Annotated in this window: 18 protein-coding genes and 3 pseudogenes; 13 read left to right on the forward strand and 8 right to left on the reverse strand. The window is 37.8% G+C overall.

The features are described from left to right. Nucleotides 1-19 precede the first annotated feature (19 nt). Nucleotides 20-712, forward strand: coding sequence for a hemin ABC transporter substrate-binding protein (locus WH390_RS06910; protein WP_052044829.1), 693 nt, complete (start codon nt 20-22; stop codon nt 710-712). Between the two features lie 246 nt (nt 713-958). On the opposite strand, the gene WH390_RS06915 is transcribed toward WH390_RS06910, so the two are convergent. Next, nucleotides 959-1,954: an IS110 family transposase gene (locus WH390_RS06915; RefSeq protein ID WP_032114711.1), complete on the reverse strand. Its 996-nt coding sequence runs from the start codon at nt 1,952-1,954 to the stop codon at nt 959-961. Between the two features lie 209 nt (nt 1,955-2,163). Between WH390_RS06915 and WH390_RS06920 the strand changes: the two are divergent. The 3 pseudogenes from WH390_RS06920 to WH390_RS06930 form a co-directional block, all read left to right on the forward strand. Further along, nucleotides 2,164-2,328, forward strand: a pseudogene (locus tag WH390_RS06920) (hemin ABC transporter substrate-binding protein); the annotation flags it as partial. Next, nucleotides 2,328-3,322: pseudogene (locus WH390_RS06925) on the forward strand (FecCD family ABC transporter permease). The pseudogenes WH390_RS06920 and WH390_RS06925, both read left to right, overlap by 1 nt. Before the next feature lie 10 nt (nt 3,323-3,332). After that, nucleotides 3,333-4,124 (forward strand): annotated as a pseudogene (locus tag WH390_RS06930) (heme ABC transporter ATP-binding protein). 130 nt (nt 4,125-4,254) lie between these two features. On the opposite strand, the gene ppsA reads toward WH390_RS06930, so the two are convergent. Beyond that, on the reverse strand, nt 4,255-6,633 hold the full coding sequence (ppsA, locus tag WH390_RS06935) for a phosphoenolpyruvate synthase (RefSeq protein ID WP_032114918.1): 2,379 nt from the start codon (nt 6,631-6,633) through the stop codon (nt 4,255-4,257). A gap of 238 nt (nt 6,634-6,871) precedes the next feature. Here ppsA and WH390_RS06940 point away from each other — a divergent pair, with 238 nt between their 5' ends. From WH390_RS06940 to WH390_RS06950, 3 genes are all read left to right on the forward strand, one after another. Next, the gene (locus WH390_RS06940) at nt 6,872-7,711 is read left to right on the forward strand and encodes a pyruvate, water dikinase regulatory protein (protein WP_032114917.1); all 840 of its coding nucleotides are present in this window, start codon (nt 6,872-6,874) and stop codon (nt 7,709-7,711) included. Between the two features lie 138 nt (nt 7,712-7,849). After that, nucleotides 7,850-8,896 carry a 3-deoxy-7-phosphoheptulonate synthase gene (locus tag WH390_RS06945; RefSeq protein ID WP_032114916.1) on the forward strand — a complete coding sequence of 349 codons (1,047 nt, stop codon included), beginning with the start codon at nt 7,850-7,852 and terminating at the stop codon, nt 8,894-8,896. 291 nt (nt 8,897-9,187) lie between these two features. Then, entirely contained in the window at nt 9,188-10,675 is a 1,488-nt protein-coding gene (locus WH390_RS06950; protein ID WP_032114915.1) for a helicase HerA-like C-terminal domain-containing protein, read from the forward strand. A 222-nt stretch (nt 10,676-10,897) separates the two neighbouring features. Here the strand turns inward: WH390_RS06950 and WH390_RS06955 are convergent, their stop codons facing one another. The 3 genes from WH390_RS06955 to guaB all read right to left on the reverse strand — a co-directional run bounded on the left by WH390_RS06955 (nt 10,898) and on the right by guaB (nt 15,075). Continuing rightward, nucleotides 10,898-11,494, reverse strand: coding sequence for a lytic polysaccharide monooxygenase (locus tag WH390_RS06955; protein ID WP_032114914.1), 597 nt, complete (start codon nt 11,492-11,494; stop codon nt 10,898-10,900). Between the two features lie 475 nt (nt 11,495-11,969). Next, on the reverse strand, nt 11,970-13,547 hold the full coding sequence (guaA, locus tag WH390_RS06960; protein ID WP_032114913.1) for a glutamine-hydrolyzing GMP synthase: 1,578 nt from the start codon (nt 13,545-13,547) through the stop codon (nt 11,970-11,972). 64 nt (nt 13,548-13,611) lie between these two features. Then, nucleotides 13,612-15,075 (reverse strand): IMP dehydrogenase, encoded by a 1,464-nt coding sequence (gene guaB / locus WH390_RS06965; protein WP_032114912.1) that lies wholly within the window; start codon nt 15,073-15,075, stop codon nt 13,612-13,614. 320 nt (nt 15,076-15,395) lie between these two features. Between guaB and WH390_RS06970 the strand changes: the two genes are divergently transcribed. From WH390_RS06970 to xseA, 3 genes are all read left to right on the forward strand, one after another. Beyond that, nucleotides 15,396-15,869 (forward strand): hypothetical protein, encoded by a 474-nt coding sequence (locus tag WH390_RS06970; RefSeq protein WP_032114911.1) that lies wholly within the window; start codon nt 15,396-15,398, stop codon nt 15,867-15,869. A 9-nt stretch (nt 15,870-15,878) separates the two neighbouring features. Then, nucleotides 15,879-16,226, forward strand: a complete 348-nt coding sequence (locus WH390_RS06975) for a hypothetical protein (RefSeq protein ID WP_148305535.1) — start codon at nt 15,879-15,881, stop codon at nt 16,224-16,226. A gap of 74 nt (nt 16,227-16,300) precedes the next feature. After that, entirely contained in the window at nt 16,301-17,650 is a 1,350-nt protein-coding gene (xseA, locus tag WH390_RS06980) for an exodeoxyribonuclease VII large subunit (protein WP_032114909.1), read from the forward strand. Between the two features lie 71 nt (nt 17,651-17,721). On the opposite strand, the gene WH390_RS06985 is transcribed toward xseA, so the two are convergent. Together WH390_RS06985 and WH390_RS06990 are read right to left on the reverse strand one after the other, a co-directional pair. Next, complete coding sequence (locus tag WH390_RS06985) at nt 17,722-19,782, reverse strand: S9 family peptidase (RefSeq protein ID WP_406850708.1); 2,061 nt, start codon at nt 19,780-19,782, stop codon at nt 17,722-17,724. 313 nt (nt 19,783-20,095) lie between these two features. Then, nucleotides 20,096-22,375 carry an NADP-dependent malic enzyme gene (locus WH390_RS06990; RefSeq protein WP_406850709.1) on the reverse strand — a complete coding sequence of 760 codons (2,280 nt, stop codon included), beginning with the start codon at nt 22,373-22,375 and terminating at the stop codon, nt 20,096-20,098. A 401-nt stretch (nt 22,376-22,776) separates the two neighbouring features. Between WH390_RS06990 and WH390_RS06995 the strand changes: the two genes are divergently transcribed. From WH390_RS06995 to dapE, 3 genes are all read left to right on the forward strand, one after another. Next, a complete protein-coding gene (locus tag WH390_RS06995; protein WP_032114907.1) occupies nt 22,777-23,397 on the forward strand; it encodes a response regulator in 621 nt (206 codons plus the stop codon). 259 nt (nt 23,398-23,656) lie between these two features. Next, complete coding sequence (locus WH390_RS07000) at nt 23,657-24,031, forward strand: ArsC family reductase (RefSeq protein ID WP_032114906.1); 375 nt, start codon at nt 23,657-23,659, stop codon at nt 24,029-24,031. 2 nt (nt 24,032-24,033) lie between these two features. Beyond that, nucleotides 24,034-25,164 (forward strand): succinyl-diaminopimelate desuccinylase, encoded by a 1,131-nt coding sequence (gene dapE, locus WH390_RS07005; RefSeq protein WP_032114905.1) that lies wholly within the window; start codon nt 24,034-24,036, stop codon nt 25,162-25,164. Between the two features lie 51 nt (nt 25,165-25,215). On the opposite strand, the gene WH390_RS07010 is transcribed toward dapE, so the two are convergent. Further along, nucleotides 25,216-25,593 carry a DUF454 family protein gene (locus WH390_RS07010; protein ID WP_032114904.1) on the reverse strand — a complete coding sequence of 126 codons (378 nt, stop codon included), beginning with the start codon at nt 25,591-25,593 and terminating at the stop codon, nt 25,216-25,218. Nucleotides 25,594-25,671: the final 78 nt, after the last annotated feature.

Here is a 25,671-nt window from a genome sequence, read left to right on the forward strand (position 1 = left end):
GACAGGAGTTAAACTTAATATGAAATTAGGGCTTCTCTCCATCATCATATTTTTACTCATTCCTTATTCCCAGGCAAATGAACGCATTATTACCCTTGGAGGGGATATTACTGAAATTATCTTTGCCCTTAATGAAGGAAAGCAGGTTATTGCTCGAGATAGTACCAGTCGTCAACCAGAATCGGTATTAAAGCTTCCTGACGTAGGCTATATGCGTATGTTAAATGCTAAAAGCATTTTATCGCTATACCCGACACTAATCTTAGCAAGTGAACAAGCTAAACCCGATTTAGTCCTAAAACAAATTCAACAAACAGGAGTAAAAATAATAAAAGTAACAGGAACACCTTCTCTGGCAGCCATACCAGAAAAAATTCGCACCATTGCTAACGCTATCCAGCAGCCACAAAAAGGTGAACAACTCATCGATAAATTTAATGAGCAATTGTCATTAATTAATACTGCTCCTTTGCAACAAAAAATCATTTTCATATTTAGCCATAATGGAACTGTACCGCTAGTCGCCGGTCAACGCACCGCGGCAGATAGCATTATTTCAACGGTCGGGGCCAAAAATGCATTGCAAGGTTTTAATGGTTATCTGCCACTTTCTCAAGAGGCCATCATTGCCAGCCAACCTAATTGGATTTTAATTACCCTTGAAGGGCTCCGCTCTTTAGTTACCGTCTTGAAAGTCAACCTTAAAAACTAAAAATAACCCATGAATTTAATTCTATAATTTTAGGTTAATTCCGCTTCCTCGCCCGTTCGCTTGCTCTCGGACTCCGGTGAGCGGATAGAGTTAGCTTAGAGGAGGTTTTGTCGCTTAAAGCCAAAACTGGGTTTGCGTTATCATCCGTAAATTGATTTTAAGCCACCTAGGAAGCCCGTAGCACCATTTTCTCTATCTAAGACATCCAAAGTGCCACCTAAAATCTAAGATGGCTCAAACTCGATTTTATGAATTCAAAGTTGGGCTTGAGTAGTTTTGGTCATAAGCTAGACCCGTTTTCAATACTCCATAGCACAGGTGAACTAATTTCCTCATTGCTGCACCTAGAGCTGACATTTTTGACTTACCTCTTGTTAATAGACGATCATACAATGACTTAATATGTCGGTTATGGCGTATTGCTGTTAGAGCTGATAAATATAATTTAGCGCGAATTTCAGATGGTCCTATTTTAGATAGATGGGCACGCCCGTTAACAGAGGTACCTGATCGGCGTTCTACAGGCACTAATCCTAAATAAGCAGCCGCCTGCTCAGCACTATTAAAATCATGACCGCGTAATACCATCAGCATATGACTTCCTACTTGAGTCCCAATTGATTTGATTGATGTCAGTAACTCCATGTCTTTTTTCAACTCAGGATGGTTATTGATATGCTTGGAAATCTCAGATTCAATAGCCAATAACTCTTTTTCTAATACTTTTATGCACTTAACAAGTGATTGCCTAACAACTTTTGGCGTAGGCGTTGTTAAGGTCTTTTCCTGACGGTTTTGTTCACGTAATAAATCAGCTAAAAGCGCTTCTCGACGTTTGATTAATGATTTCAATGCTCGAATTTCTAGTGATGGAGCTATCCATGCTGAAGGCTTTTTTAGCTCCCCATAACAAGCTAAAACGAAGGCATCCACTCTATCTGTTTTAGTTAAAATACCCATGCCTTTTGCAAACTCTCTTATACGATAAGGATTTACGATGGAAACATGAATACCCATATCATAAAGTTCGGTGCAGAGTTGTTCGTGATAAGTTCCTGTAGATTCAAGAGTAATTCTTACATCTTCGAGTAAGCATTTTTGTGTTTTCAGCCACTCTATCAATGTGTTAGCTGAATGTTGATCATTTTTAATGACTTTGTTTTTTTGTTTTCCCTCAATACCCTTAGCTAACAGGCAGATATCTAGCTTTTTTTTACTGACATCTATTCCGATTTGATACATGAGAATACTCCTTTCACATAATAAACCATCATGCCTATTCCCCTTGTACATACAGAGTCAATGCTCTCGGTAACCGTTCAATCTAAATGCTGGCATGAAAGGAGAAACAGAGGGCTTTAACTAAAAAACAAGGTTGTCCCATTGGCGAAGTCACAAGCTCACTCTGTTTCATGTGATGGTAGCTAATCATCACAAATAACAAGATACAAGGTGGAATAGAAAAAGTCTGGCGATTACCGGGTATTAATATGACACCTGCCGGAAAAAACAAAGCATTACTCGTCGTTAATGATTTAGGGCTGCTCGGATTCGGTTTGTCGACGCCTAGCGTTATGAAACAAATACGTGATACTTTGGAAAAAACCAATAAATGATGAAACAATTCGCTTATCCAAAATTGGGCTTATTCATTTTATTTTGTATTGTTATTTTAATTACCTTACTGGCGGCAAATGTGGGTGCAATGGTTTTGTCGTTTAACACACTTTGGCAACTACCATTAACCGATAATCATTGGCAAATTTGGTTAACTATTCGCTTACCCCGTATTTTGCTGGCATTATTAGTCGGCTGTGCATTAGCCGTTGCGGGTGCTATTATGCAAGGGCTATTTCGTAACCCATTAGCCGATCCCGGCTTACTTGGTATTAGTAGCGGAGCAGCCCTTGGTGTTGCGCTTTTTATTGTTCTCCCCTTCCCCAGTTCTTCACTGTTAAGTGACTATGGTTATCTGATAGCCGCGTTTGCTGGTGGCTTTATTATTGCAATAGTTATTTTTTCATTAACCCATTATTCAAATGGCCATTTAACAAAATTACTTTTGTCAGGCATAGCGATTAATACATTATGCGTATCTTTCATTGGTGTACTTAGCTATATTAGCGATGACCAACAGTTACGCAGTTTTACATTATGGATGATGGGCTCTTTAAGTCAAAATAATGGTGCCATATTAGCCATTGCCGCCACCATCATCTCACTGACCATACTTATTACCTTACAACAAAGTAAGAAACTTAATTTATTACAATTAGGTGATGAAGAGGCCCATTATCTCGGTTTAAAAGTAAAAAAACAAAATTTATCCTGTTACTACTTAGCTCACTTTTAATTGGTTGTGCTGTTGCGCTAAGTGGAATAATTGGTTTTATTGGTTTAGTTGTCCCGCATCTTATTAGAATAAGCTTTGGCGCCAACCATAAATGGTTATTACCCGCTTGTGCTTTAGCCGGGGCCGCTTTACTACTTACTGCTGATACCATCGCTCGTACCATAGCCACACCGGCAGAAATTCCAGTAGGCTTAATTACCGGGTTAATTGGTGCCCCTTATTTTCTCTATCTTATTCTAAAAAAGTCACAAGGTTAGTAATAAAATTATGTGCCGCTCTTCCCCACCTTTTATTGCAGCAAAACGACTCTGTTATAGCGTAAACAGCCAAAATATTATTGATAATTTATCACTGTCACTCTATCACAACCAAATAAGTATTATTATCGGGCCTAACGGTGCCGGAAAATCGACTTTACTACGTTTATTGACCGGCTTTCTCAAACCACATACTGGAGACTGTTTATTAGAAGGAAAATCGCTGGCAACCTAGGATATTAATAAATTATCGCGTAAACGTGCGGTAATGCGTCAACATAACCAACTCAACTTTCCGTTTACCGTTGAAGAAATTGTGGCAATGGGACGAACTCCCTATGGTAGTTATTATTTCAATCAAGCTATCGAAAGTGCATTAATACAAACAGACTGCCTGGCATTGCGTTATCGAAATTACCAACAACTTTCTGGCGGAGAACAACAACGTGTTCAGCTAGCACGAGTTATCGTTCAGCTTTGGCAGCCTGAGCCCAATAATAGCTACTTATTTTTGGATGAACCAACCTCGGCACTTGATCTCTATCATCAGCAGCAAAGTTTACGTTTATTACATCGATTAAATCGAGAACAATCTATTGGCATCTGTTGTGTATTACATGATTTAAACCTAGCAGCATTATATGCGGATCGCATCTATTTACTTTATCGGGGACGACTGGTTAGTGTCGGCACGCCGCAACAAGTCATGACCGAAGACAATTTACGCCGCTGGTACAGAGCCAATCTTTATGTGAAAACTCATCCAGACAAAAATGTTCCACAAATATTTTTACATCATTGACTAATTAATTTTGATTGATAATCGCCAGTTAAAAGCATAAATATTAAATATTGTTCGCCACTAACTGAGTCTGTTTTTTATGTTCAGACTCAGTTTGCAAAATAAATTTAATTAATAAAATTAACTAGTACTAATCATTTTCGGCCAGTGACAACCATGTTTTCATCACCGTATCGGGATTAAGCGAAAGACTATCAATCCCTTCTTTCATTAACCATTGGGCAAAATCCTGATGATCAGAAGGACCTTGACCACAAATACCTACATACTTGCCTTGCTGTTTCGCGGCTGTGATCGCCATTGAAATTAATGCTTTTACCGCTTCATTACGTTCATCAAATAATGAAGAAATAATACCCGAATCACGATCAAGCCCGAGAGTTAATTGTGTCATATCATTCGAACCAATAGAAAATCCATCAAAATAGGCAAGAAATTGTTCTGCTAATAGGGCATTTGATGGAATTTCACACATCATTATAATTTTCAAACCATTTTCACCGCGTTTTAAACCATGATGTGCTAACTCCTCAATAACAGCTTCTGCTTGAGCTACGGTTCTGACAAATGGGATCATAATCTCAACATTGGTTAACCCCATGATATTTCGCACCCGCTTGACCGATTCACACTCCAGAGCAAAACATTGGCGAAAACTATCGGACACATAGCGTCCGGCACCACGAAAACCTAACATAGGGTTTTCTTCATGAGGTTCATAAAGCTCACCACCAATTAAGTTAGCATATTCATTTGATTTAAAATCAGATAAACGGACAATCACCCGTTTCGGCCAAAATGCTGCCGCTAGTGTTGCAATTCCTTCTGTTAAGCGACAAATGTAAAACTCAACCGGATCCTGATAACCTAACATTAGCGCTCGAATTTCAGCCTGTAACTCAGCTGTTTGTTGCTCAAACTCTAATAAAGCGCGTGGATGGACCCCAATCATGCGATTAATAATAAATTCCAAACGTGCCAAACCAACGCCATCATTAGGTAAACAAGCAAAATCAAATGCTCGATCAGGATTACCAACATTCATCATGATTTTCACCTTTAATGGTGGCATTTTATCAACCTGACAACTTTTGATTTCAAATGGCAATTTATCAGCATAAACAAAGCCGGTATCACCTTCAGCGCAAGAGGCTGTCACTAATTGGCCCTCTTGTAGCCGCTCAGTCGCGTCACCACAGCCAACCACAGCCGGAATACCCAATTCACGAGCAATAATCGCCGCGTGGCAAGTACGTCCACCACGATTAGTGACAATAGCAGCGGCTCGTTTCATGACAGGTTCCCAATCAGGATCGGCCATATCGGTAACCAAAACATCACCTGCCTGCACACGACTCATTTCACTAATATCGTGGATAATTTTAACTGTTCCTGCACCAATACGTTGGCCAATAGCACGCCCTTCTACTAATACCTTACCGGTTTTTTTTATTTGATAGCGCTCCATTACCTGCTGATTTGAACGGACAGTTTCAGGACGCGCCTGGACAATATATAATTTACCATTATGGCCATCTTTAGCCCATTCAATGTCCATTGGCCGGCCATAATGCTGCTCAATTAATAATGCCTGATGAGCAAGGGTTTCAACTTCATGATCCGCTAACGAAAAACTATTACGCTGTTTTTCGGCTACCTCTTCAATTCTCACCTGCTTACCATGTTGATGATTATCAGCATAGACCATACGCATTTTTTTCGAGCCTAATGTTCTGCGCACAATAGCTGGACGGCCCGCTTTTAATGTCGGTTTATGTACATAAAATTCATCAGGATTAACTGCTCCTTGAACAACCATCTCGCCAAGCCCACACGCTGAGGTAATAAAAACTACCTGATCAAAACCTGATTCGGTATCTAAAGTAAACATTACGCCCGAAGAAGCTAAATCAGAACGTACCATGCGTTGAATACCAGCAGAAAGCGCGATACCACGGTGATCATAACCTTGATGAACTCGATATGAGATAGCCCGGTCGTTAAATAGTGAAGCAAAAACATGTTTAATAGCAACCATTACCGCGTCAATACCTTGTACATTCAAAAAAGTTTCTTGCTGACCTGCAAAAGAAGCATCTGGCATATCTTCGGCAGTAGCAGAAGAACGTACGGCAAACGAAATATCAGACTCATCGGCGGATAATTGCAAAAAAGCCTGCCGAATATCTTGTTCTAATTTATCGCCAAAAGGGGTATCGATGATCCATTGCCGGATTTGGCTACCTGCTTTGGCTAATTGAGTTACATCGTCAATATCAATTTCATCCAATAATTGGTATATACGCTGATTAACCCCACCTTGTTCTAAAAAATCATTGAAAGCTCGGGCGGTAGTGGCAAAACCATTCGGCACCATAACATTCAGATCAGCTAAATGTGTGATCATTTCACCTAAAGAAGCGTTCTTTCCACCAACTAAATCAACATCATTCATAGTAAGCTGGTTATACCAAAGTATATTGCATGATGTACGGACATTATCGGACATTGAAAAAGATCCCTTATTAAAATTCATAGGAAGTGTAAATATTTTAGCTAGTTGGCAAAAATTATCTCATCATTAAGACTAACATAGTGTTGAACCAAAAATGGAATGGTGAATCGATCAAGCTCATAATAATATTTTTTAACACCAGATAATCTATCATTCGGCTAACAAATTTTCACATTTGATCTTTATTATTTTACTTTCTAAAAATAGAATTAAAGAAAAGGAAAATTAACCAATGGACAATCATCACGCCAAAAATTTAGAACGCTGTGTATTTTTTATCTCTGACGGAACCGCTATTACTGCAGAGACACTCGGGCATGCAGTTTTATCACAATTTCCGCTAAATTTTTCTTCTTACACACTACCGTTTGTCACCAGCGAAAAACGCGCCGAAGAAATAAAACAAAAAATTGATCAAATCTATTCAAAAACCCATCTCCGGCCGTTGGTTTTCTACTCGATTATCTCTCCAACAGTAAAAAAAATTATTACCAATAGTGCCGGCTGTTGTCATGATATTGTCCAATCTTTAATTGATCCGATCCAGCAAGAGATCGGCTTAAAACCCGAACCAAAGCTCAACCGTACGCATGGACTATCTAATCTAAATCAATATGATGCTAGAATTGCAGCGATTGAATATACATTAGCGCACGATGATGGTATATCACTAAAAAACCTCGATCAGGCTCAGGTTATTTTACTTGGGGTTTCGCGCTGCGGTAAAACACCAACCAGCCTCTATTTAGCGATGCAATTTGCCATCCAGGCTGCCAATTATCCTTTCACCGCAGATGATATGGATAATTTACAATTACCACTTGCATTAAAACCTTATATAAATAAACTTTTTGGTCTAACAATTAGCCCTGAGCGTCTAGCCGCTATTCGTGAAGAGCGCTATGAAAAAAGTCGTTATGCTTCTTTACATCAATGTCGGATAGAATTAACTGAGGTTGAGGCTTTATTTAGAAGACATAATATTAACTATTTAAATACAACTAATTACTCTGTCGAAGAGATTTCAGCCAAAATTATTGAAATATTTGGGCTAAGTCGTCGTATATTTTAACAATTTAAAATTAGCTGAGAAACGCTCATTACTTTAACGATATCTTAAACAACCATTAGATCCAGTTTATTTTCGGTTATGGTAATGCTAGTTTATTTGCCAGAAAATCGACTATATTGAATTATATATGAGATAAATATGTATAAAACCGATGAGTTAAGAACTCAACCTATTGATAGACTTATTACGCCTCAAGCGCTGGTGGATGAATTTCCGCTATCCAAAGAAATTATCAAAAATGTTACAACGTCACGTAAATCGATTGAGTCAATTTTAATTGGCCAAGATCAACGCCTATTGGTGGTCATTGGCCCCTGCTCTGTACATGATACTCAAGCGGCACTTGAATATGCCAAAATGTTGGCTAAATTGCGCGGCGAATATAAAGATTATCTTGAAATCGTGATGCGTACCTATTTTGAAAAACCACGTACAGTGATTGGCTGGAAAGGTTTAATTTCCGATCCTGATCTAAACAATTCCTGCCAAGTTAACAAAGGCTTGCGTTTAGCCCGTGAGCTACTAACTAATATTAATCAACTTGGACTACCAACAGCAACTGAATTTTTAGATATGATAACCGGTCAGTATGTAGCCGATCTTATTAGCTGGGGAGCTGTCGGCGCCAGAACAACAGAAAGCCAAATTCATCGACAAATGGCATCAGCTCTGTCATGTCCGGTTGGTTTCAAAAACGGTACCGACGGCAATATTAATATTGCTATCGATGCTATTCGTGCCGCACGTGCCAGCCATGTATTTTTATCGCCTGATAAAAATGGCCAAATGACTATTTATCAAACGAAAGGTAACCCTTATGGCCATATTATTATGCGGGGAGGAAAACGGCCTAATTATAGCGCTGAAGATATTGCCATAGCCTGTAGTCAGTTACGAAAATTGGGATTACCGGAACGATTGGTTATCGACTTTAGCCATGGTAATTGCCAAAAAATTCATCAACGCCAAATCGATGTCGCAAAAAACATTGCTCAACAATTGCAAAAAGGCTCGAGGGCTATCGCCGGCATTATGGCAGAAAGTTTTCTAATAGAAGGTACCCAGCAAGTCACTGCCGGCAAGCCACTTACCTATGGTCAGTCTATTACCGACCCTTGCCTAGGCTGGCAAGACACTGAGCAATTACTAACTATACTTGCTGAAGCGGTAAAACATCGATTTTAGTTATCATAAAGGAGAATTTTTAAGTCACAATTAAATTAATTGTCAAACAAAATTCTTCCTTACCAATAAGCTATTTTATCTGGCCGGATTTACTGAATTTTTTATTATTAAAATACCAAATGCCCCACCATCAGCTATCTTTACCCTATACATTTGTATAATTTTTTATTGAGCCTATTTTAACAATCGCATTTACTATTTTGTCTGGTAATTAAAAATTTAACTAAAATTTACTATCAAGCCTGGCAACAAAATTATACCCATTATGCCGACTACAGAGGATATTTTTAGATGCAAAAATCTCTCGTCATCGCTAAAAATAGTGAAACTGAATTAGCCATATTGCCTGCACTGGCAAATCGACATGGATTAATTACTGGTGCAACAGGAACAGGTAAAACTGTAACGCTACAAAAAATGGCGGAAAGTTTTTCTCAAATTGGGGTACCGGTTTTTATGGCAGATGTAAAAGGTGATCTCTCGGGTATTGGTGCAAAAGGTGTATTAACGCCTAAATTGCAATCACGCCTTGAAGCACTTGGCGTAACAGACTGGCACCCTGCTGCTTGCCCTGTCACTTTCTGGGATGTTTTTGCAGAACTTGGACACCCGGTGCGGGCAACCATCTCAGATATGGGACCATTGCTATTATCACGGTTAATGAATTTAAATGATGTGCAAAGTGGTGTATTACAACTTATTTTTAAAATTGCCGATGACAACGGCTTACTATTGCTGGACATGAAAGATCTGCGCTCGACCGTTCAATATGTTGGTGAAAATGCGAAACAATTTCAAACTGAATACGGTAACATTGCCAGCACCTCAATCGGCGCCATACAACGTGGCTTATTAACCCTTGAACAACAAGGCGCTGATTACTTTTTCGGCGAACCTATGCTTGATATCGTTGATCTGATCAAAACTGATCCTAATGGCCAAGGAATGGTCAATATTCTTGCCGCAGAAAAGCTCTATAATCAGCCTAAGCTCTACGCGGTGTTTCTATTATGGTTATTATCGGAACTTTTTGAACGTTTGCCTGAAATGGGTGATGTTGAAAAACCAAAACTGGTGTTTTTCTTTGATGAAGCCCATCTACTTTTTACTAATGCACCAACAGCATTACTGGAAAAAATCGAACAAGTTGTTCGTCTGATCCGTTCAAAAGGGATTGGCGTTTATTTTGTTACCCAAAATCCACTTGATATTCCTGATAATATTCTAGGACAGTTAGGCAATCGGGTTCAGCACGCATTACGAGCATTTACGCCACGTGATCAAAAGGCAGTTAAAGCTGCAGCCGAAACTATGCGAGCAAATCCAGATTTTAAAGCTGAACAGGCAATAACTGAACTTGGGGTTGGTGAAGCATTAATCTCGTTCTTAGACGAAAAAGGACGTCCTAATATAGTTCAAAGAGCTTTTGTTATTGCGCCAGACTCACGCATGGGAGTATTAACTGCCGAAGAGCGCAATCAGCTACTTAATCATTCAGATATTTATGGCAAATATGAGAAGATGCTGGATCGCGAGTCAGCCTATGAAAAACTGACAAATCAAACAACCAATGATATATCGGCAACCAACCCAGTAAATCAAACAACAAAAAATACCGAAGATAATGGATTTGTCGGCGGCTTAAAAGATTTTCTTTTTGGTTCAACCGGCCCTAAAGGAGGTAAAAAAGAGGGTTTAGTGCAAACGGCAACGAAATCTGCAGTACGTCAAATCAGTAATCAAATTATTCGTGGCATTTTAGGCGGTAGAAAACGTTAAAAATAGCCAATAACAAACCTGGCTGTAGCTTATACCAGGTTTGTTAATCAAATATCCTAATGTAATAAGTAACAAGTAGTTTTATTTACATCATAAAATAGAAAAAATTACTTGTTAATACTATTTAGCAGCCAATCGAAGTCACTGTAGTACTTTCAGCTAAATCAAGATTTTTTTAATACCATTAGTTACTTAAGAAAAATCGTTGTAAGATGATTAAAACTAGCGAGTTTTCATATTGGCATCAATAACTTGATAAAATGCATTAGATGTATCATCTATGGTCCATACACCTAAAATGACCTGATAACCGGTACGTTTAGGTACTTGGCATTTCATGGTAACTTCTCGAGCAGGTACCGATCCACCATCAAATCGTGAACAAAAGGGTTTTAATTCAAATGCAGCACGACTTAATGGAGCATTAGGATCCCAATCTTGTTTGGTAATAAAATATTCCCAGCCGGTGGTTCTATGTGGGGCCGTTAATGTCCAATGGAAGATATTTTCACCTGATACCACATTAACCTTAGTCCAACGAGTTGCCGTTTGCTCATCCAATTGCTTAAACGCCCCCACACCAGCACTGGCTATTCTGCCATCAGCAGGTCCTCTTTGTGGGAAACCTTTTCGACCTTCAACTGATTGCGGTTCATACTGAATTGGGCCACAACTCTTGTTTTGCAGTGTTGAACATAAGTAAGCCCGACTAGCCGGCGAATCAATATATCCATGCATAGGTTTGATTTCAGTGCCGGTACTAGCAAAACTTGAAGCACTGATTAACGTTAACGTTGCCAACAATAATTTGGTTTTCATTTTTCTTACTCCTTAAGCAATAAATTTGATTTCTGCAAAGAAATAATTAGTAATAAACACAATAATAGAGTAAAAAATTATCATCCCAGAACAAGCTCGATATCAATTTAAATTAATTATTTAACGCTTAAAAAAACACTTACAATATTTTTGACAAATAACTAATAAATATAAATAAATAATAATTACTTTTAACCCTTTTTAATAAAAATAAAAACTTAATTAAAGTTTTATAAAACATGATTTTCATATTTAATGTTTAGTTAAAAAATAAAATAAATTTTCAAACAGCCATGTTATATAACATGGAAAAAGTATTAATCAAATTAATTAGAATTGGTATTTTGCATTAATTTTTAAATAAAATATTTAATTATATTCTTATTAAAATAACAATATAATTCTCAGTAACAAAAAACCCAGTAAAAATTTTTACTGGGTTGTTAATATAAAGTTATTTTGGCAATCAGCGTTTTTATTCCCACTCAATCGTCGCTGGTGGTTTGCCGCTAATATCGTAAACTACTCGAGAGATGCCGGCCACTTCATTGATAATTCTATTTGACACCCGGCCAAGAAAATCATAGGGCAAATGGGCCCAATGGGCAGTCATGAAATCAATAGTTTCAACCGCGCGCAATGACACAACCCAGTCATATTTTCGGCCATCTCCCATTACGCCAACAGAGCGTACCGGCAGGAAAACAGTGAAAGCTTGGCTGACTTTATGATAAAGATCAGCTTTATGTAATTCTTCAATAAAAATGGCATCTGCCTGACGTAACAGATCACAATAGGCTTTCTTCACCTCACCAAGTACCCGCACACCTAAGCCTGGGCCAGGAAATGGGTGACGGTATAACATGTCATAAGGAAGTCCTAACTCCAGGCCTACTTTACGCACCTCATCTTTAAATAACTCTTTTAATGGCTCAACTAATCCCAGTTTCATTTCTGCTGGTAAGCCACCCACGTTATGGTGAGATTTAATGACATGCGCTTTGCCGGTTGCTGAAGCGGCAGATTCGATTACGTCCGGATAAATAGTACCCTGAGCCAACCATTTTACTTGCGTTTGTTTCGCCGCTTGCTCATCAAATACTTCAATAAAAACGCGGCCGATCGCTTTACGTTTTAATTCTGGCTCATCAATCCCGGCCAATGCGCTAAGAAAGCGCTCTTCTGCGGCCACATGAATAATATTAAGATCAAATTTACCGGCAAACATGGCCATAACTTGCTGCGCTTCATTTAAGCGTAACAAACCATTATCAACAAACACACAAGTGAGCTGCTTACCAATAGCACGATTGAGTAATAACGCAGTAACCGATGAATCAACACCGCCTGATAATGCCAGAATAACCTGATCATCACCAATCTGAGCCTTCAAGCGCTGTACCGTATCTTCAACAATCGCCGCCGCCGTCCAACGAGCTTCACAGCGGCAAATATCTAATACAAAACGCTGTAGAATAGCTGCTCCTTGATGAGTGTGAGTCACTTCAGGATGAAACTGAACACCATAGAAACGCTTTTCTTCATTAGCCATAATGGCAAATGGGCAGCTATCGGTACTGGCGATAACTTTAAAATCAGCTGGAATTGCCGTCACTTTATCGCCATGACTCATCCAGACATCTAGCAGTGGTTTACCATCTGCACCTACGCTGTCATAAATATCGCGAAATAGTTCACAGGATTGTTGAATGGACACCTGGGCATAACCAAACTCTCGTTCGCCAGACACCTCAACTTGCCCACCTAATTGGATGGACATCGTTTGCATGCCATAACAAATACCTAATACCGGAACGCCAGCCTGAAAAACATACTCCGGTGCACGTGGGCTATTTAGTTCGGTGGTACTCTCCGGCCCGCCAGAAAGAATAATTCCATTAGGATTAAATTCACGGATTTGTGCCTCGGAAACATCCCAAGCCCAAAGTTCACAATAAACGCCAATTTCACGAATACGACGAGCAATTAATTGCGTGTATTGTGAACCAAAATCGAGGATCAAAATTCGGTATTGATGAATGTCAGTTGTCATCTAAAGATAATTCCAAAACAAATAATAATTTGACGGTTTATAGCAAAAACCGCTAATAAAATAATTAACCTAAACGATAATTAGGTGATTCTTTGGTGATGGTAACATCATGTACATGACTCTCTTGGATACCGGCACCACTAATACGCACAAATTCTGCTTTGCTTCTTAATTCATCAATAGTGGCACAACCGGTCAGTCCCATACAAGAACGAAGGCCGCCCATTTGCTGATGAACAATATTCTTCAAAAATCCTTTATAAGCAACCCGTCCTTCAATGCCTTCAGGTACCAATTTATCTGCAGCATTATCGGTTTGGAAGTAACGATCGGAAGAGCCTTTCGACATTGCACCTAATGATCCCATTCCTCGGTAGGCTTTATAAGAGCGTCCTTGAAACAAGATAGTTTCACCTGGTGACTCCTCAGTACCGGCAAGCATTGAGCCAACCATAACGCAAGAGGCGCCGGCAGCCAGTGCTTTAGCAATATCACCCGAGAAGCGAATACCGCCATCGGCAATTATCGGTATATTCATGCCTCTCAGCGCCTCAACGGCATCGGCAATAGCAGTGATCTGAGGTACACCAACACCAGTGACAATTCGCGTTGTACAAATAGAACCCGGGCCAATACCGACTTTCACCACGCTGGCACCTGCTTCAACCAAAGCTTTAGCCCCTTCGCCGGTGGCAACATTACCACCAATAATCGGCAAATTAGGATATTTTGCTCTCGTTTCACAAATACGTTGTAAAACTCCTTGTGAATGTCCATGGGAAGAGTCAATTAACAACACATCAATACCGGCTGCCACTAATGCCTCAATACGTTGTTCATTATTCGCACCAGCGCCAACTGCTGCGCCCACTCTCAAGCGACCTTGCTCATCTTTACACGCATTGGGCTTGCGTTCAGCTTTCTGAAAATCTTTTACTGTGATCATACCAAATAGGTGAAAGTTATCATCAACCACCAATGCTTTTTCAATACGTCTTTCATGCAATTTCTGCAAAACCACATCACGGGATTCACCCTCTTTGACCGTGACCAAATGGGGTTTAGCTGTCATAACCGCCGTAACCGGCTGATCCAAATCCGTCACAAAACGGATATCACGGCCAGTAATGATACCAACCAATTCTTTATTATTATTAACCACAGGATAACCAGCAAAACCATTACGCTCAGCCATTTCATAAACTTCACGAATTGTGGTTTCGGGTGTGACGGTAACCGGATCGATAACGATGCCACTTTCATACTTTTTAACGCGGCGAACTTCTTCTGCTTGACGCTCAATTGGCATATTTTTATGAATAAAACCAATTCCACCCTCTTGGGCTAATGCGATAGCTAAATCTGATTCAGTCACAGTATCCATGGCGGCAGAAAGCATAGGAATATTTAAACGGATCGAGGCAGTTAATTGAGTTGATAAATCAGCAGTATTAGGCAATACATCTGAGTGTGCAGGAACTAACAATACATCATCGAATGTTAGTGCTTCTTTCTTAATACGTAGCATAAGCAATATCTCACCAGGCAAGATTTGGAAAAAGATAAAATATTGCGGTGATATTATACATGACGAAATTTATTGACTCCAGTACTTTCTCACTAAAATTCATTTTTAGCTGACAAAAGCGCATAATACTATGATCAAATTTAGATTTTTGCTGGTAAATAATTTATTTATTAATCTAGTTATTTAATTAATTTTAAAGCAAATAAATATTACATGAATTAGGTACATTGCTTAATTTATTCTGACTAACCCGCCTCTTTTTAAAATTGATTACTTCCATACAATATGGTTAAAGTTAACGGCTTAAACGTAGGAAAGTTATGTTCTCCATCAATAAAATAAACTTTAATCCATTACCTAATTATCAATCCGATACCCAAAGAGCTTCTTCCCCGCTTTCGACTACTGAAAAACAACATATTTATTTTCTGAATTCACTCTATACTAATGAAAATATTAGTCACCCGTTACACTCTTATGATGAAGCTTTAGCACTTTTAATACCACTCTATGATAAAGATTATATTGAAAATAAATCTAAAATTAATTTTGTATCAACAATGAATGAATACAATCAATCGGCTGCCTATAAAAAATGTAGCTTTATCGATTGGTATACTATTCGAGATTATCAATATTGCAGTCATGCTTATTTAAATAATATGCTAAAGCTAGGCACTAATTTCAATCATCATCATCCTTTAGTCAAACAACTAACTCAAGCGCTAATGCATTTATCCCTACTTGATAATTACAATAATAAATTTACCTCCACTGTGCTTTATCGCGGTTAGGTCAGAAAATTGTCAGATATGATCTACTTAAAAGTAAATGGACCTTACTCATCCTCTTCGTTTTTCAGCACCACTAAAGAGCCCGATGGTGTAATACCTTTCCTTAAAGAAATCCAATCATTAGCTGATGACGAAGTTAACGTATTATATGAAATCCAACATACCGAACCACTAGTAGGCGCCAATATTTCCGATTTAGTAAAAGATGATCAGCAAGAATTCTTATTCTGGCCAAAAACAGAATTTATTATCACCTATATTGAATATATTGACCGTAATAAAAGTTTAACTGTTCGAATGAACACCGCCAATATTGAACAACATGAATGGGATAATCACTTATATGCTCTATTTTGATTCTATGTATAATAGAAATAATCGCTGCTAATATTTAGCCATTAATTTTATTTATAAGGTGTTGCTAACTTAACATGTTAACTTCAGAAAATAGTGGGATTTATTCGGTTAGCCAACTTAATCAATCGGTTCGGCAATTACTTGAACTTCAAATTGGCAGAATTTGGCTTAATGCAGAAATCTCTAATTTTTCTCAGCCAGCTTCCGGCCACTGGTATCTCACCTTAAAAGATGAAAAAGCGCAGCTACGTGCTGCGATGTTTCGCGGCCAAAATATTCGCGTTAATTTTCGACCACAAAATGGTCAACAAGTGTTAGTTCGAGCGACTGTTACCATGTACGAGCCAAGAGGAGAATACCAATTAATTATCGAAAATATGCAACCTGCGGGTGACGGATTATTACAACAACAATTTGAGATATTGAAACAGAAACTTTCAGATGAAGGACTATTCGCACAACATTACAAACAAGCGCTACCAATGCCGGCCAAACGCTTGGGTGTTATTACCTCAGCAACAGGCGCTGCATTACATGATATTTTAAATATCTTAAAACGCCGCGATCCTTCATTACCTGTAATTATTTATCCCACTGCCGTGCAAGGAGAAGATGCACCACGACAAGTTATTCGTGCTATTGAGTTGGCCAATCATCGCCGAGAGTGTGATGTCCTGATTGTCGGCCGAGGTGGTGGTTCATTGGAAGATTTATGGGCTTTTAACGATGAAAGGGTTGCCAGAGCAATTTTTGCTAGTCAGTTACCAATTATTGCAGCGGTTGGTCATGAAACCGATATAACTATTGCTGATTTTGTTGCCGATTTACGAGCCCCAACACCCTCAGCTGCGGCAGAATTAGTGAGTCGCAATCAACAAGAATTACTCCGTCAGTTACTTGAACAAAAACAGCGATTAGAAATGGCGATGGACTATTTCATGGCGCGTAAACTACGTATCTTTGGTCAATTACAACATAAATTACAGCAGCAACATCCTGAACTACGGATAACGCGCCAACACAATTATCTGATCCAATTACAACAAAAACTTGTTAACGCCACACAACAATATTTGCAGCAAATAAATCGTCAGCAATATAACCTTGAACAACGTTTAATATTATGTGATCCGCGGCCACAACTACAAAATTGTCGCCAACGTTATATTCAGCAGCAATTTCAATTAAAACAATTAATTACTCAAATACTAAGCCAATATCGTGAAAAATTTAGTGTCAGTTGCTCCCGCCTTGAAGCAGTAAGTCCATTAGCAACATTAGCCCGTGGTTATAGTATTAGCGAATCACCTAATGGACAGGTTTTAACCAAAACACAACAAATACATATTGGAGAAATATTAAAAACTCGCTTACAAGACGGTTGGCTTGAAAGTAAAATCTTATCGATCAATAAAATTGCTTAATCCAAACAAATTATAATCTATCAATATGATTTATTAGCCTTATATTAATTATCATATAAGGCGACAAAAATTTATTGAACATCAAAATCAGGAAAATATTTTTTATTATCATCTAGCATCAAGATAAAAGCATATTCCAATGCTGTATCTTTTAGACGATTAAATCGACCCGATTTACCACCATGGCCGGCTTTCATATTTGTTTCCAGCAATAAGACAGTATTACCCACTTTATACTCTCTTAGTTTAGCCACCCATTTGGCCGGCTCCCAATATTGGACTTGTGAATCATATAACCCCGTCGTAACCAATAAATTAGGGTAACGTTGAGATTTAATATTGTCATAGGGACTGTAAGATTTTAGTCGAAAATAAGCGTCCTGCGCAGCGGGATCACCCCATTCATCATATTCACCAGTTGTTAATGGAATAGAAGGATCAAGCATGGTTGTCACAACATCGACAAAAGGAACTTGAGCGACAACGCCTCGATAGAGTTCCGGTGCCTGGTTAATTACCGCCGCCATCAATAAACCACCAGCACTTCCACCCATTGCATATACCCGTTTGGGATCACAATACCCCTTCGCAATCAATATTTTGGTTGCATCAATAAAATCACTAAAACTATTGGCTTTATTTTCAACCTTCCCTTGTTGATACCAGGCTTTGCCTAAATCGCCGCCACCACGAACATGCACTATTGCATAGACAAATCCCCTATCCAATAAACTCAAACGCGGTGAACTAAAAACCGGATCCACATTGATACCATAAGCACCATAGCCATAAATCAAAATCGGATTTTTGCTTTTTTGCCATCGATCTTTACGATATACCAACGAAACTGGCACTTTAGTACCATCTTTTACCTGAACCCAGATACGTTCACTGGTATAAAGTGATTTATCAAATCCATTGACTTGTTGTTGTTTTAGCAATTCACGCTGTCCAGTTAGCATATTTATCTGCATAACAGATATTGGGGTAGTTAGTGAAGAATAACCATAACGTAAAGTCTCGCTATCAGGCTCTGGATTATAATCCATCCAGGCACTATATACCGCTTCATCAAATTGAACTATTTTTTGCTGTTTGGTCTGCCAATCTATCTGTCGAATATTAACTAAGCCATTATGACGCTCTACAACAACCAACCAACGGTTAAAAAGCGCAAAATTTTCTAAATCAGTCTCTTTATTCGGTGCAATAATTGTTTGCCAGGGCTGGTCAATTGATTGAGTAGCATATAACCCAAATTGCTCCAATTGATGGTTAGAGCGAATATAAAAATTATCACGAAAATGATCTAAATCGTACTCACGTCCCGTTTGGCGAGGGGAAAATATTTTAAGTGATTCAGCGGGGTTATTAGCATCGATTAATCGATATTCAGATGTTTCTGTACTACTAATTGCTAGCAGAATATACGCTTTTGAGCTACTTTTTGTCATGCTCAAGTAAAATCGGTCATCATTCTCCTGATAAACTTTTTTATCTTCAACCCCCTCTAATCCATATTGATGACAATATACTTGATAAGGTAATAATGTTTGTGGGTGGTTACGAATATAATAGAGAGTTTGATTATCATTAGACCATACAATATTACCAGAGGTATTTTTAATTACTGCATTCTGCCATTTTTTACTAGCTAACTGTCTAAATGAAACCTCAAACTGACGACGACCTTGAAAATCTTCGACAATTGCCAAATGATTATTATCTTCAGAAACAGCAATACCACCCAAGGTATAAAATTGATGTCCCTTAGCACGTTCATTACCATCAACTAATATTTGCCAATCACTATTTTGGTTGACAGGTTTACGTTGATAAACAGGATAATCTTTACCTTCTTGATAAAGGGTACGATAAATATAACCATTATAGGTATAAGGCACCGATTGATCTTGCTGCTCCATACGAGCGACCATCTCGCTAAATAATTGCTCTCTTAATACGGTGCCAGACTTTAATACCGCATTGGTATATTGATTCTCATCAGTCAAGTATTTGATAACTTTTTTATTTTTTCTCGTATCATCACGTAGCCAATAATAATTATCAATGCGGCTATCACCATATAAAACCATTTTGTGTGGTTGCTTTTCTGCCATTGGAATTATCATTTTTTCTCCTGCCAAACTGGTAAACGCAATCATATTTAATAATGATATCAATAGTATAATGTTCAAATATCGATAGAAAAAGCGCTGAGTTAATTGCATATTTATTAGAACATCCTGTTGGCAAATTTTTAGTTACTTAATAACCCAAAATTAATAAATGAAGGCCTATGATACTAATAGATAAAACAACTATTTTAAATAAATATTCAAACAATTAATCAACAAAATTAACGGCTATATTTTATCTTGCCATAATATAAAAAACCTCTGTTGTCGTGAGTAACAGAGGCCCAAATTTGTGGTTAGTTTTATTCTACAATGGTTGAGTTTGTGCTTCCGCTGCAGCTAGCGCAACCATATTAACGATACGTCGTACCGATACAATCGGTGTTAATATATGTACTGGTTTTGCTACTCCCATTAATACCGGCCCCACAGTGACGCCATTAGAACTGGTAACACGAAGTAAGTTATAACTAATACGCGCAGCTTCCATATTAGGCATAATCAGCAAATTAGCTGATCCTTTTAATGTACTATCCGGCATAATATCTCGCCTAATGTTTTCAACTAATGCTGCATCGCCATGCATTTCCCCATCAATTTCCAACTCAGGATCGGCACGTTTGACTAATGCCAATGTTTTACGCATTTTTTGTGCTGATGGACAGTCTGAAGAACCAAAACTTGAACGAGATAATAGTGCCACTTTAGGCTCAATACCAAAACGCCTTACCGCCTGTGCCGCCATTAAGGTAAGTTCCGCCAGCTCTTCAGGGGTTGGATTATCATTCACATAGGTATCTGCAATAAAAGTATTGCCAGTTGGTAACATCAGGGCATTCATTGCACCCGCTACTGAACTATTCTGCCGGAAGCCAAGCACATTTTTTATAATGGTAAAATGTTGATTATAACTACCAACAGTACCACAAATCATGCCATCGGCTTCACCTTGGCGGATCATCAGCGCACCAATTAAGGTTGGGTTATTGATCACTTCTCTACGCGCCATTTCCTGCGAAACACCATGGCGTTTCATTAATTGATAATATTGTTGCCAATAGGTTTTAAAACGCGGATCATTTTCATTGTTAATCAACTCAAAATCTTCACCAATTTTAATTTGTAACCCAAGCTTTTCAATTCGCTTTTCAATCACACTGGGTCGACCAATTAAAATCGGATAAGCCAAACCTAAGGATACTAATTCTTGGGTTGCATGCAATATTCGTTCTTCCTCACCTTCTGCTAATACAATCCGTTTTTTTTCTTTGCGGGCCAGAGAAAAAATCGGCTTCATAAATAGGTGGGTGCTATAGACAAACTCATTAAGTTTTTCTATATAAGAATCAAAATCTGTAATTGGTCGTGTTGCTACACCAGATTCCATTGCCGCTTTAGCGACTGCTGGCGCAATTTTAACAATTAAGCGCGGATCAAAAGGTTTTGGGATAATATAATCTGCACCAAATTTTAACTCCTGATCACCGTAAGCGGAGACAACAACGTCATTCTGCTCGGCTAATGCCAAATCAGCAATTGCCTGAACACAGGCTAGTTTCATCTCTTCATTAATCGTGGTTGCCCCAACATCCAGCGCGCCGCGAAAGATAAAAGGAAAACAGAGTACATTGTTTACCTGATTAGGATAGTCAGAACGCCCAGTGCAGATAATCGCATCAGGCCGTGCTGCTTTTGCTATTGAAGGAAGAATTTCTGGCTCCGGATTGGCTAACGCTAAGATAAGTGGTGCATTAGCCATCGATTTTACCATTTCCGCAGTCAACACACCCGGCGCTGAGCAGCCTAAGAAAATGTCCGCGCCTGGGATAACATCCGCTAGAGTACGTAAACCATTATCTTCAATTGCATAAGCGGCTTTAGTTTCATCCATCACTTCATCGCGGCCACGATAAATAACGCCTTTTGAGTCACAGACAATAATATTGCTACGATTAAGACCTAATGCAACCAATAAATTCATGCAGGCGATAGAAGCAGCACCTGCACCTGAAACAACTAAGCGAACCTGGTCAATTTTTTTATTAACAATTCGTAAACCATTCAATATTGCGGCGGTTGAAATAATGGCAGTACCATGCTGATCATCATGGAAAACAGGGATTTGCATTTTTTCACGCAGTTTTTTCTCAATATAGAAACATTCTGGTGCTTTAATATCTTCCAAATTGATTCCGCCAAAAGTTGGCTCCAATGCGGCAATAACATCGATCAGTTTATCCGGGTTAGATTCGTCTATTTCAATATCAAATACATCAATGCCGGAAAACTTTTTAAATAAAACACCTTTTCCTTCCATAACCGGTTTACCAGCCAAAGCGCCAATATTTCCCAGTCCTAACACTGCGGTACCATTAGAAACTACGGCCACTAAATTAGCCTTAGCTGTATATTTGTAAGCGGTCAAAGGATCAGCTGCGATTTCAAGACAAGGATAAGCAACACCGGGAGAATATGCGAGGGCCAGATCTCGTTGTGCCGTTAATGGCTTAGTCGGTGTAACTTCAATTTTACCTGGTTGGGGAAACTCATGAAAATCTAGCGCACTTTGTTTTAATTTTTCATCCATTGTGTGTCCTTAGAGAATTTTTATTAGAAAAGCATCCCCATTATAGTAATCTCTATCAATGAAATCATGACATATACAACAATTTCGGTAGAAACTAGCTAAACTTGAACATTCTATCAACAAAATCAATATAACTAAATAATATTGAAATTAAAATATAAAACTGGTGACCTTTATATTATTAATTTTTTTATAATCATAAAATTTAAGACTATTGAATTTAAAATTATAAAATTCAATGTGTTTTTTATTTAAGATAATTACCTTTTGGTTATTTCATTAATATTGTTTTTCTTATATTCTTGCAATGTTTTATTTTTTCAAAAAACTTTAAAGACTAATAATTAAAATCAGTTGTAAAAACCCATTTATTTCTACAGGCATTTAAAAAGGAATATACTATGTCTAATCATTCAATAATGTTGGTTGATGAACATCCCCTAATACGTCATAGTTTAAAACAACTCATTAAAGCTGCAGATGAATTTAGTGTCGCCGGTGAAGTAAGTAATGGCGTTGATGTTATTAATATAGCCAATCAATTAAAGCCAGATATTATTATGATGGATATTAATATATCTAACATGTATGGTCCTGAAGTTATTCGTCAAATTAGAAAAGAGGGGATTAAATCTTATATATTAATTCTTTCTTTTTCTGCTAATAGAATTGATTTTTATAATGCTATCGATGCTGGTGCTAATGGTTATTTATTAAAAAATTGCGAATTAGATATGTTACTTAATAGCCTGAAAAGCGCCGCAAATGGTTTACCCGTTTTTAGCAATCAAATTCATCAGTATTTAAATAATCGTCATCAATATCAAGATCCACTTTCTTCATTAACAAAACGTGAATTTGAAGTATTACGTGAAATTGCTAATGGATTAAAAAATAGAGAAATATCTAAATCTCTTTTTATTTCTGAAGAAACAGTCAAAGTACATATTCGTAATTTGCTAAAAAAACTTAATGTGCGTTCTCGCTTGGAAGCCAGCCTAGTTTATATGCGCGCTAAATAAACTTAACATAGATAAAATATCATTAAAGGATGAAGAAATGATTTATTAAAACATCATCATCTAACACATAGTATATTTATATGCATTGCTTAATTAACACATCATTTTGTGTGATGTAGAATATATTTTATTGAATTTTTTATAATCGATTTCTAATAAATTTAATAAGTATTCTACTTAATAGTAGCCTTATATAGATTATTATCGCATTTTGCAGCATTATAGAGATCTTTGCTACATATCAAAAAAGGAAATTATGATGTCAACTTCAGCAAGTTACATACTTTATGGTATAAAAAATTGTGATACTATTAAAAAGGCACGTCAGTGGCTGGATAATCATCATATAATCTATCAATTCCATGATTATCGCACGGATGGGATATCAATTGAATTACTCGAAATTTTTATTCAATACTTAGGCTGGGAAGCCTTGATCAATAAACGTGGTACAACCTGGAAAAAATTGTCCGATGAGCAAAAAGCGAATATTATTGATGTCGCTAGTGCTAAAGAGTTAATGTTAAAATATCCAGCAATTATTAAACGCCCATTATTAACAACTACTGGTAACCATTATCTACTCGGTTTTTCTATAGACCAATACCAACAATTTATTCATCACAGAGGCTAACTATGATTTGTCCTGTTCTTAAGCTTGCGCAACAACTCATTCAACAACCCTCTGTTAGCCCCGATGATAATGGCTGTCAAACAATTTTAATTAATCGATTGAAAAAACTTGGTTTTTCAATTGAAGTCATGCCCTTTGACGATACCACCAATCTATGGGCATATCATGGCGAACAAGGTGAAACGCTAGCTTTTGCTGGACATACCGATGTTGTTCCGCCAGGTGCAACTGACAATTGGCGTTATCCTCCCTTCACACCAACATTAAATAACGGACTGCTCTATGGCCGAGGAGCAGCCGATATGAAAGGTTCCCTTGCGGCAATGGTTATTGCCGCCGAAAGATTTATTAGCGATTTTCCCAACCATTCTGGCCGATTGGCCTTCTTAATTACCTCTGACGAAGAGGCTAAAGCCACTAACGGAACGGTAAAAGTGGTTGATGAATTAATGATACGCAATGAACGAATTGATTATTGCATAGTTGGTGAACCATCTAGCCAGCTTAAAATTGGTGATATTATCAAAAATGGTCGTCGAGGATCACTCACCGCCAAACTCACCATCGAAGGAACGCAAGGGCACATTGCTTACCCCCATTTAGCCAATAATCCAATACATAGTTCATTAGCTTTTTTACATGAACTAGTTAATAAAAAATGGGATGCAGGCAATACTTATTTTCCTTCCACCAGCATGCAGATTTCCAATATACATGCTGGTACTGGTAGTAACAATATTATTCCTGGCCAGTTAGTCATACAATTCAATTTTCGCTTTAGCAACGAACTCACCGAGCAACAAATTCGCCACCAAGTTGAAGCAATACTAGAAAAATATCAACTCGATTATAAAATTGAGTGGTCATTATCCGGCTATCCATTTTTAACAGAAAAAGGTAAATTAATTAATATTGTCAGCCAGGTGATAGAACAATATTGCGGCTATCAACCTCAGTTATCAACTGATGGAGGAACATCAGATGGCCGCTTTATTGCTAAAATGGGGGCACAAATTGTTGAATTAGGCCCTTTAAATGCAACCATTCATAAAGTTGATGAATGTGTTAGTGTTGCTGATCTTCAGAAATTAAGTCTCGTTTATCAGGAAATTATGCAAAAAATATTATTATGAACCCAAAATTTAAATTCACTAGCTATATCATTAGCTAAATAATAAATTGGGTTAATTTTTTTCCCCATCGATTTGTGGCAACCTTAATAGATAAGCGAGCAATATCGCTAAGATAATGAGGAGTGTCCCCCTGATCCACCAACTTTCTACAAACCAAAGCGAAAAAATAAAACTAAATAAAATAATAACAATTATCTTAATTTTAACCCCTTTAGGCAGCGCTTTATGTTGTTGCCAATGACGAATATATTTACCAAACCATGAGTTATGAAGTAACCAGTAATGAAAACGTGGTGATGAGCGAGAAAAACACCAGGCGGCTAATAACAAAAAAGGGGTAGTGGGTAATAATGGCAAAAGTATACCCAATATCGCTAAGATAATACTAAACCAGCCGACAATAATGAGTAAAATTCGTTGTAAACGCATACTTAAATCTATAATAGTTATACGATAAAGGAAAAAAGAGTATACTTTATTTACTACATTTGCTAATGGAAAAACAGC

The sequence above is a fragment of the Candidatus Arsenophonus nilaparvatae genome (assembly GCF_045346035.1).
GTDB lineage: Bacteria > Pseudomonadota > Gammaproteobacteria > Enterobacterales > Enterobacteriaceae > Arsenophonus > Arsenophonus nilaparvatae.

Bases quoted from the DNA above. Each gene is read 5' to 3' on its own strand.
- WH390_RS06915 (WP_032114711.1), bottom strand. From the start codon at position 1,954: ATGTATCAAATCGGAATAGATGTCAGTAAAAAAAAGCTAGATATCTGC.
- WH390_RS06950 (WP_032114915.1), top strand. From the start codon at position 9,188: ATGCAAAAATCTCTCGTCATCGCTAAAAATAGTGAAACTGAATTAGCC.
- WH390_RS06995 (WP_032114907.1), top strand. From the start codon at position 22,777: ATGTCTAATCATTCAATAATGTTGGTTGATGAACATCCCCTAATACGT.
- WH390_RS06990 (WP_406850709.1), bottom strand. From the start codon at position 22,375: ATGGATGAAAAATTAAAACAAAGTGCGCTAGATTTTCATGAGTTTCCC.
- WH390_RS06910 (WP_052044829.1), top strand. From the start codon at position 20: ATGAAATTAGGGCTTCTCTCCATCATCATATTTTTACTCATTCCTTAT.
- WH390_RS06940 (WP_032114917.1), top strand. From the start codon at position 6,872: ATGGACAATCATCACGCCAAAAATTTAGAACGCTGTGTATTTTTTATC.
- WH390_RS06945 (WP_032114916.1), top strand. From the start codon at position 7,850: ATGTATAAAACCGATGAGTTAAGAACTCAACCTATTGATAGACTTATT.
- dapE (WP_032114905.1), top strand. From the start codon at position 24,034: ATGATTTGTCCTGTTCTTAAGCTTGCGCAACAACTCATTCAACAACCC.
- WH390_RS06985 (WP_406850708.1), bottom strand. From the start codon at position 19,782: ATGATAATTCCAATGGCAGAAAAGCAACCACACAAAATGGTTTTATAT.
- guaA (WP_032114913.1), bottom strand. From the start codon at position 13,547: ATGACAACTGACATTCATCAATACCGAATTTTGATCCTCGATTTTGGT.
- WH390_RS06955 (WP_032114914.1), bottom strand. From the start codon at position 11,494: ATGAAAACCAAATTATTGTTGGCAACGTTAACGTTAATCAGTGCTTCA.
- guaB (WP_032114912.1), bottom strand. From the start codon at position 15,075: ATGCTACGTATTAAGAAAGAAGCACTAACATTCGATGATGTATTGTTA.
- WH390_RS06970 (WP_032114911.1), top strand. From the start codon at position 15,396: ATGTTCTCCATCAATAAAATAAACTTTAATCCATTACCTAATTATCAA.
- WH390_RS07010 (WP_032114904.1), bottom strand. From the start codon at position 25,593: ATGCGTTTACAACGAATTTTACTCATTATTGTCGGCTGGTTTAGTATT.
- ppsA (WP_032114918.1), bottom strand. From the start codon at position 6,633: ATGTCCGATAATGTCCGTACATCATGCAATATACTTTGGTATAACCAG.
- xseA (WP_032114909.1), top strand. From the start codon at position 16,301: ATGTTAACTTCAGAAAATAGTGGGATTTATTCGGTTAGCCAACTTAAT.
- WH390_RS07000 (WP_032114906.1), top strand. From the start codon at position 23,657: ATGTCAACTTCAGCAAGTTACATACTTTATGGTATAAAAAATTGTGAT.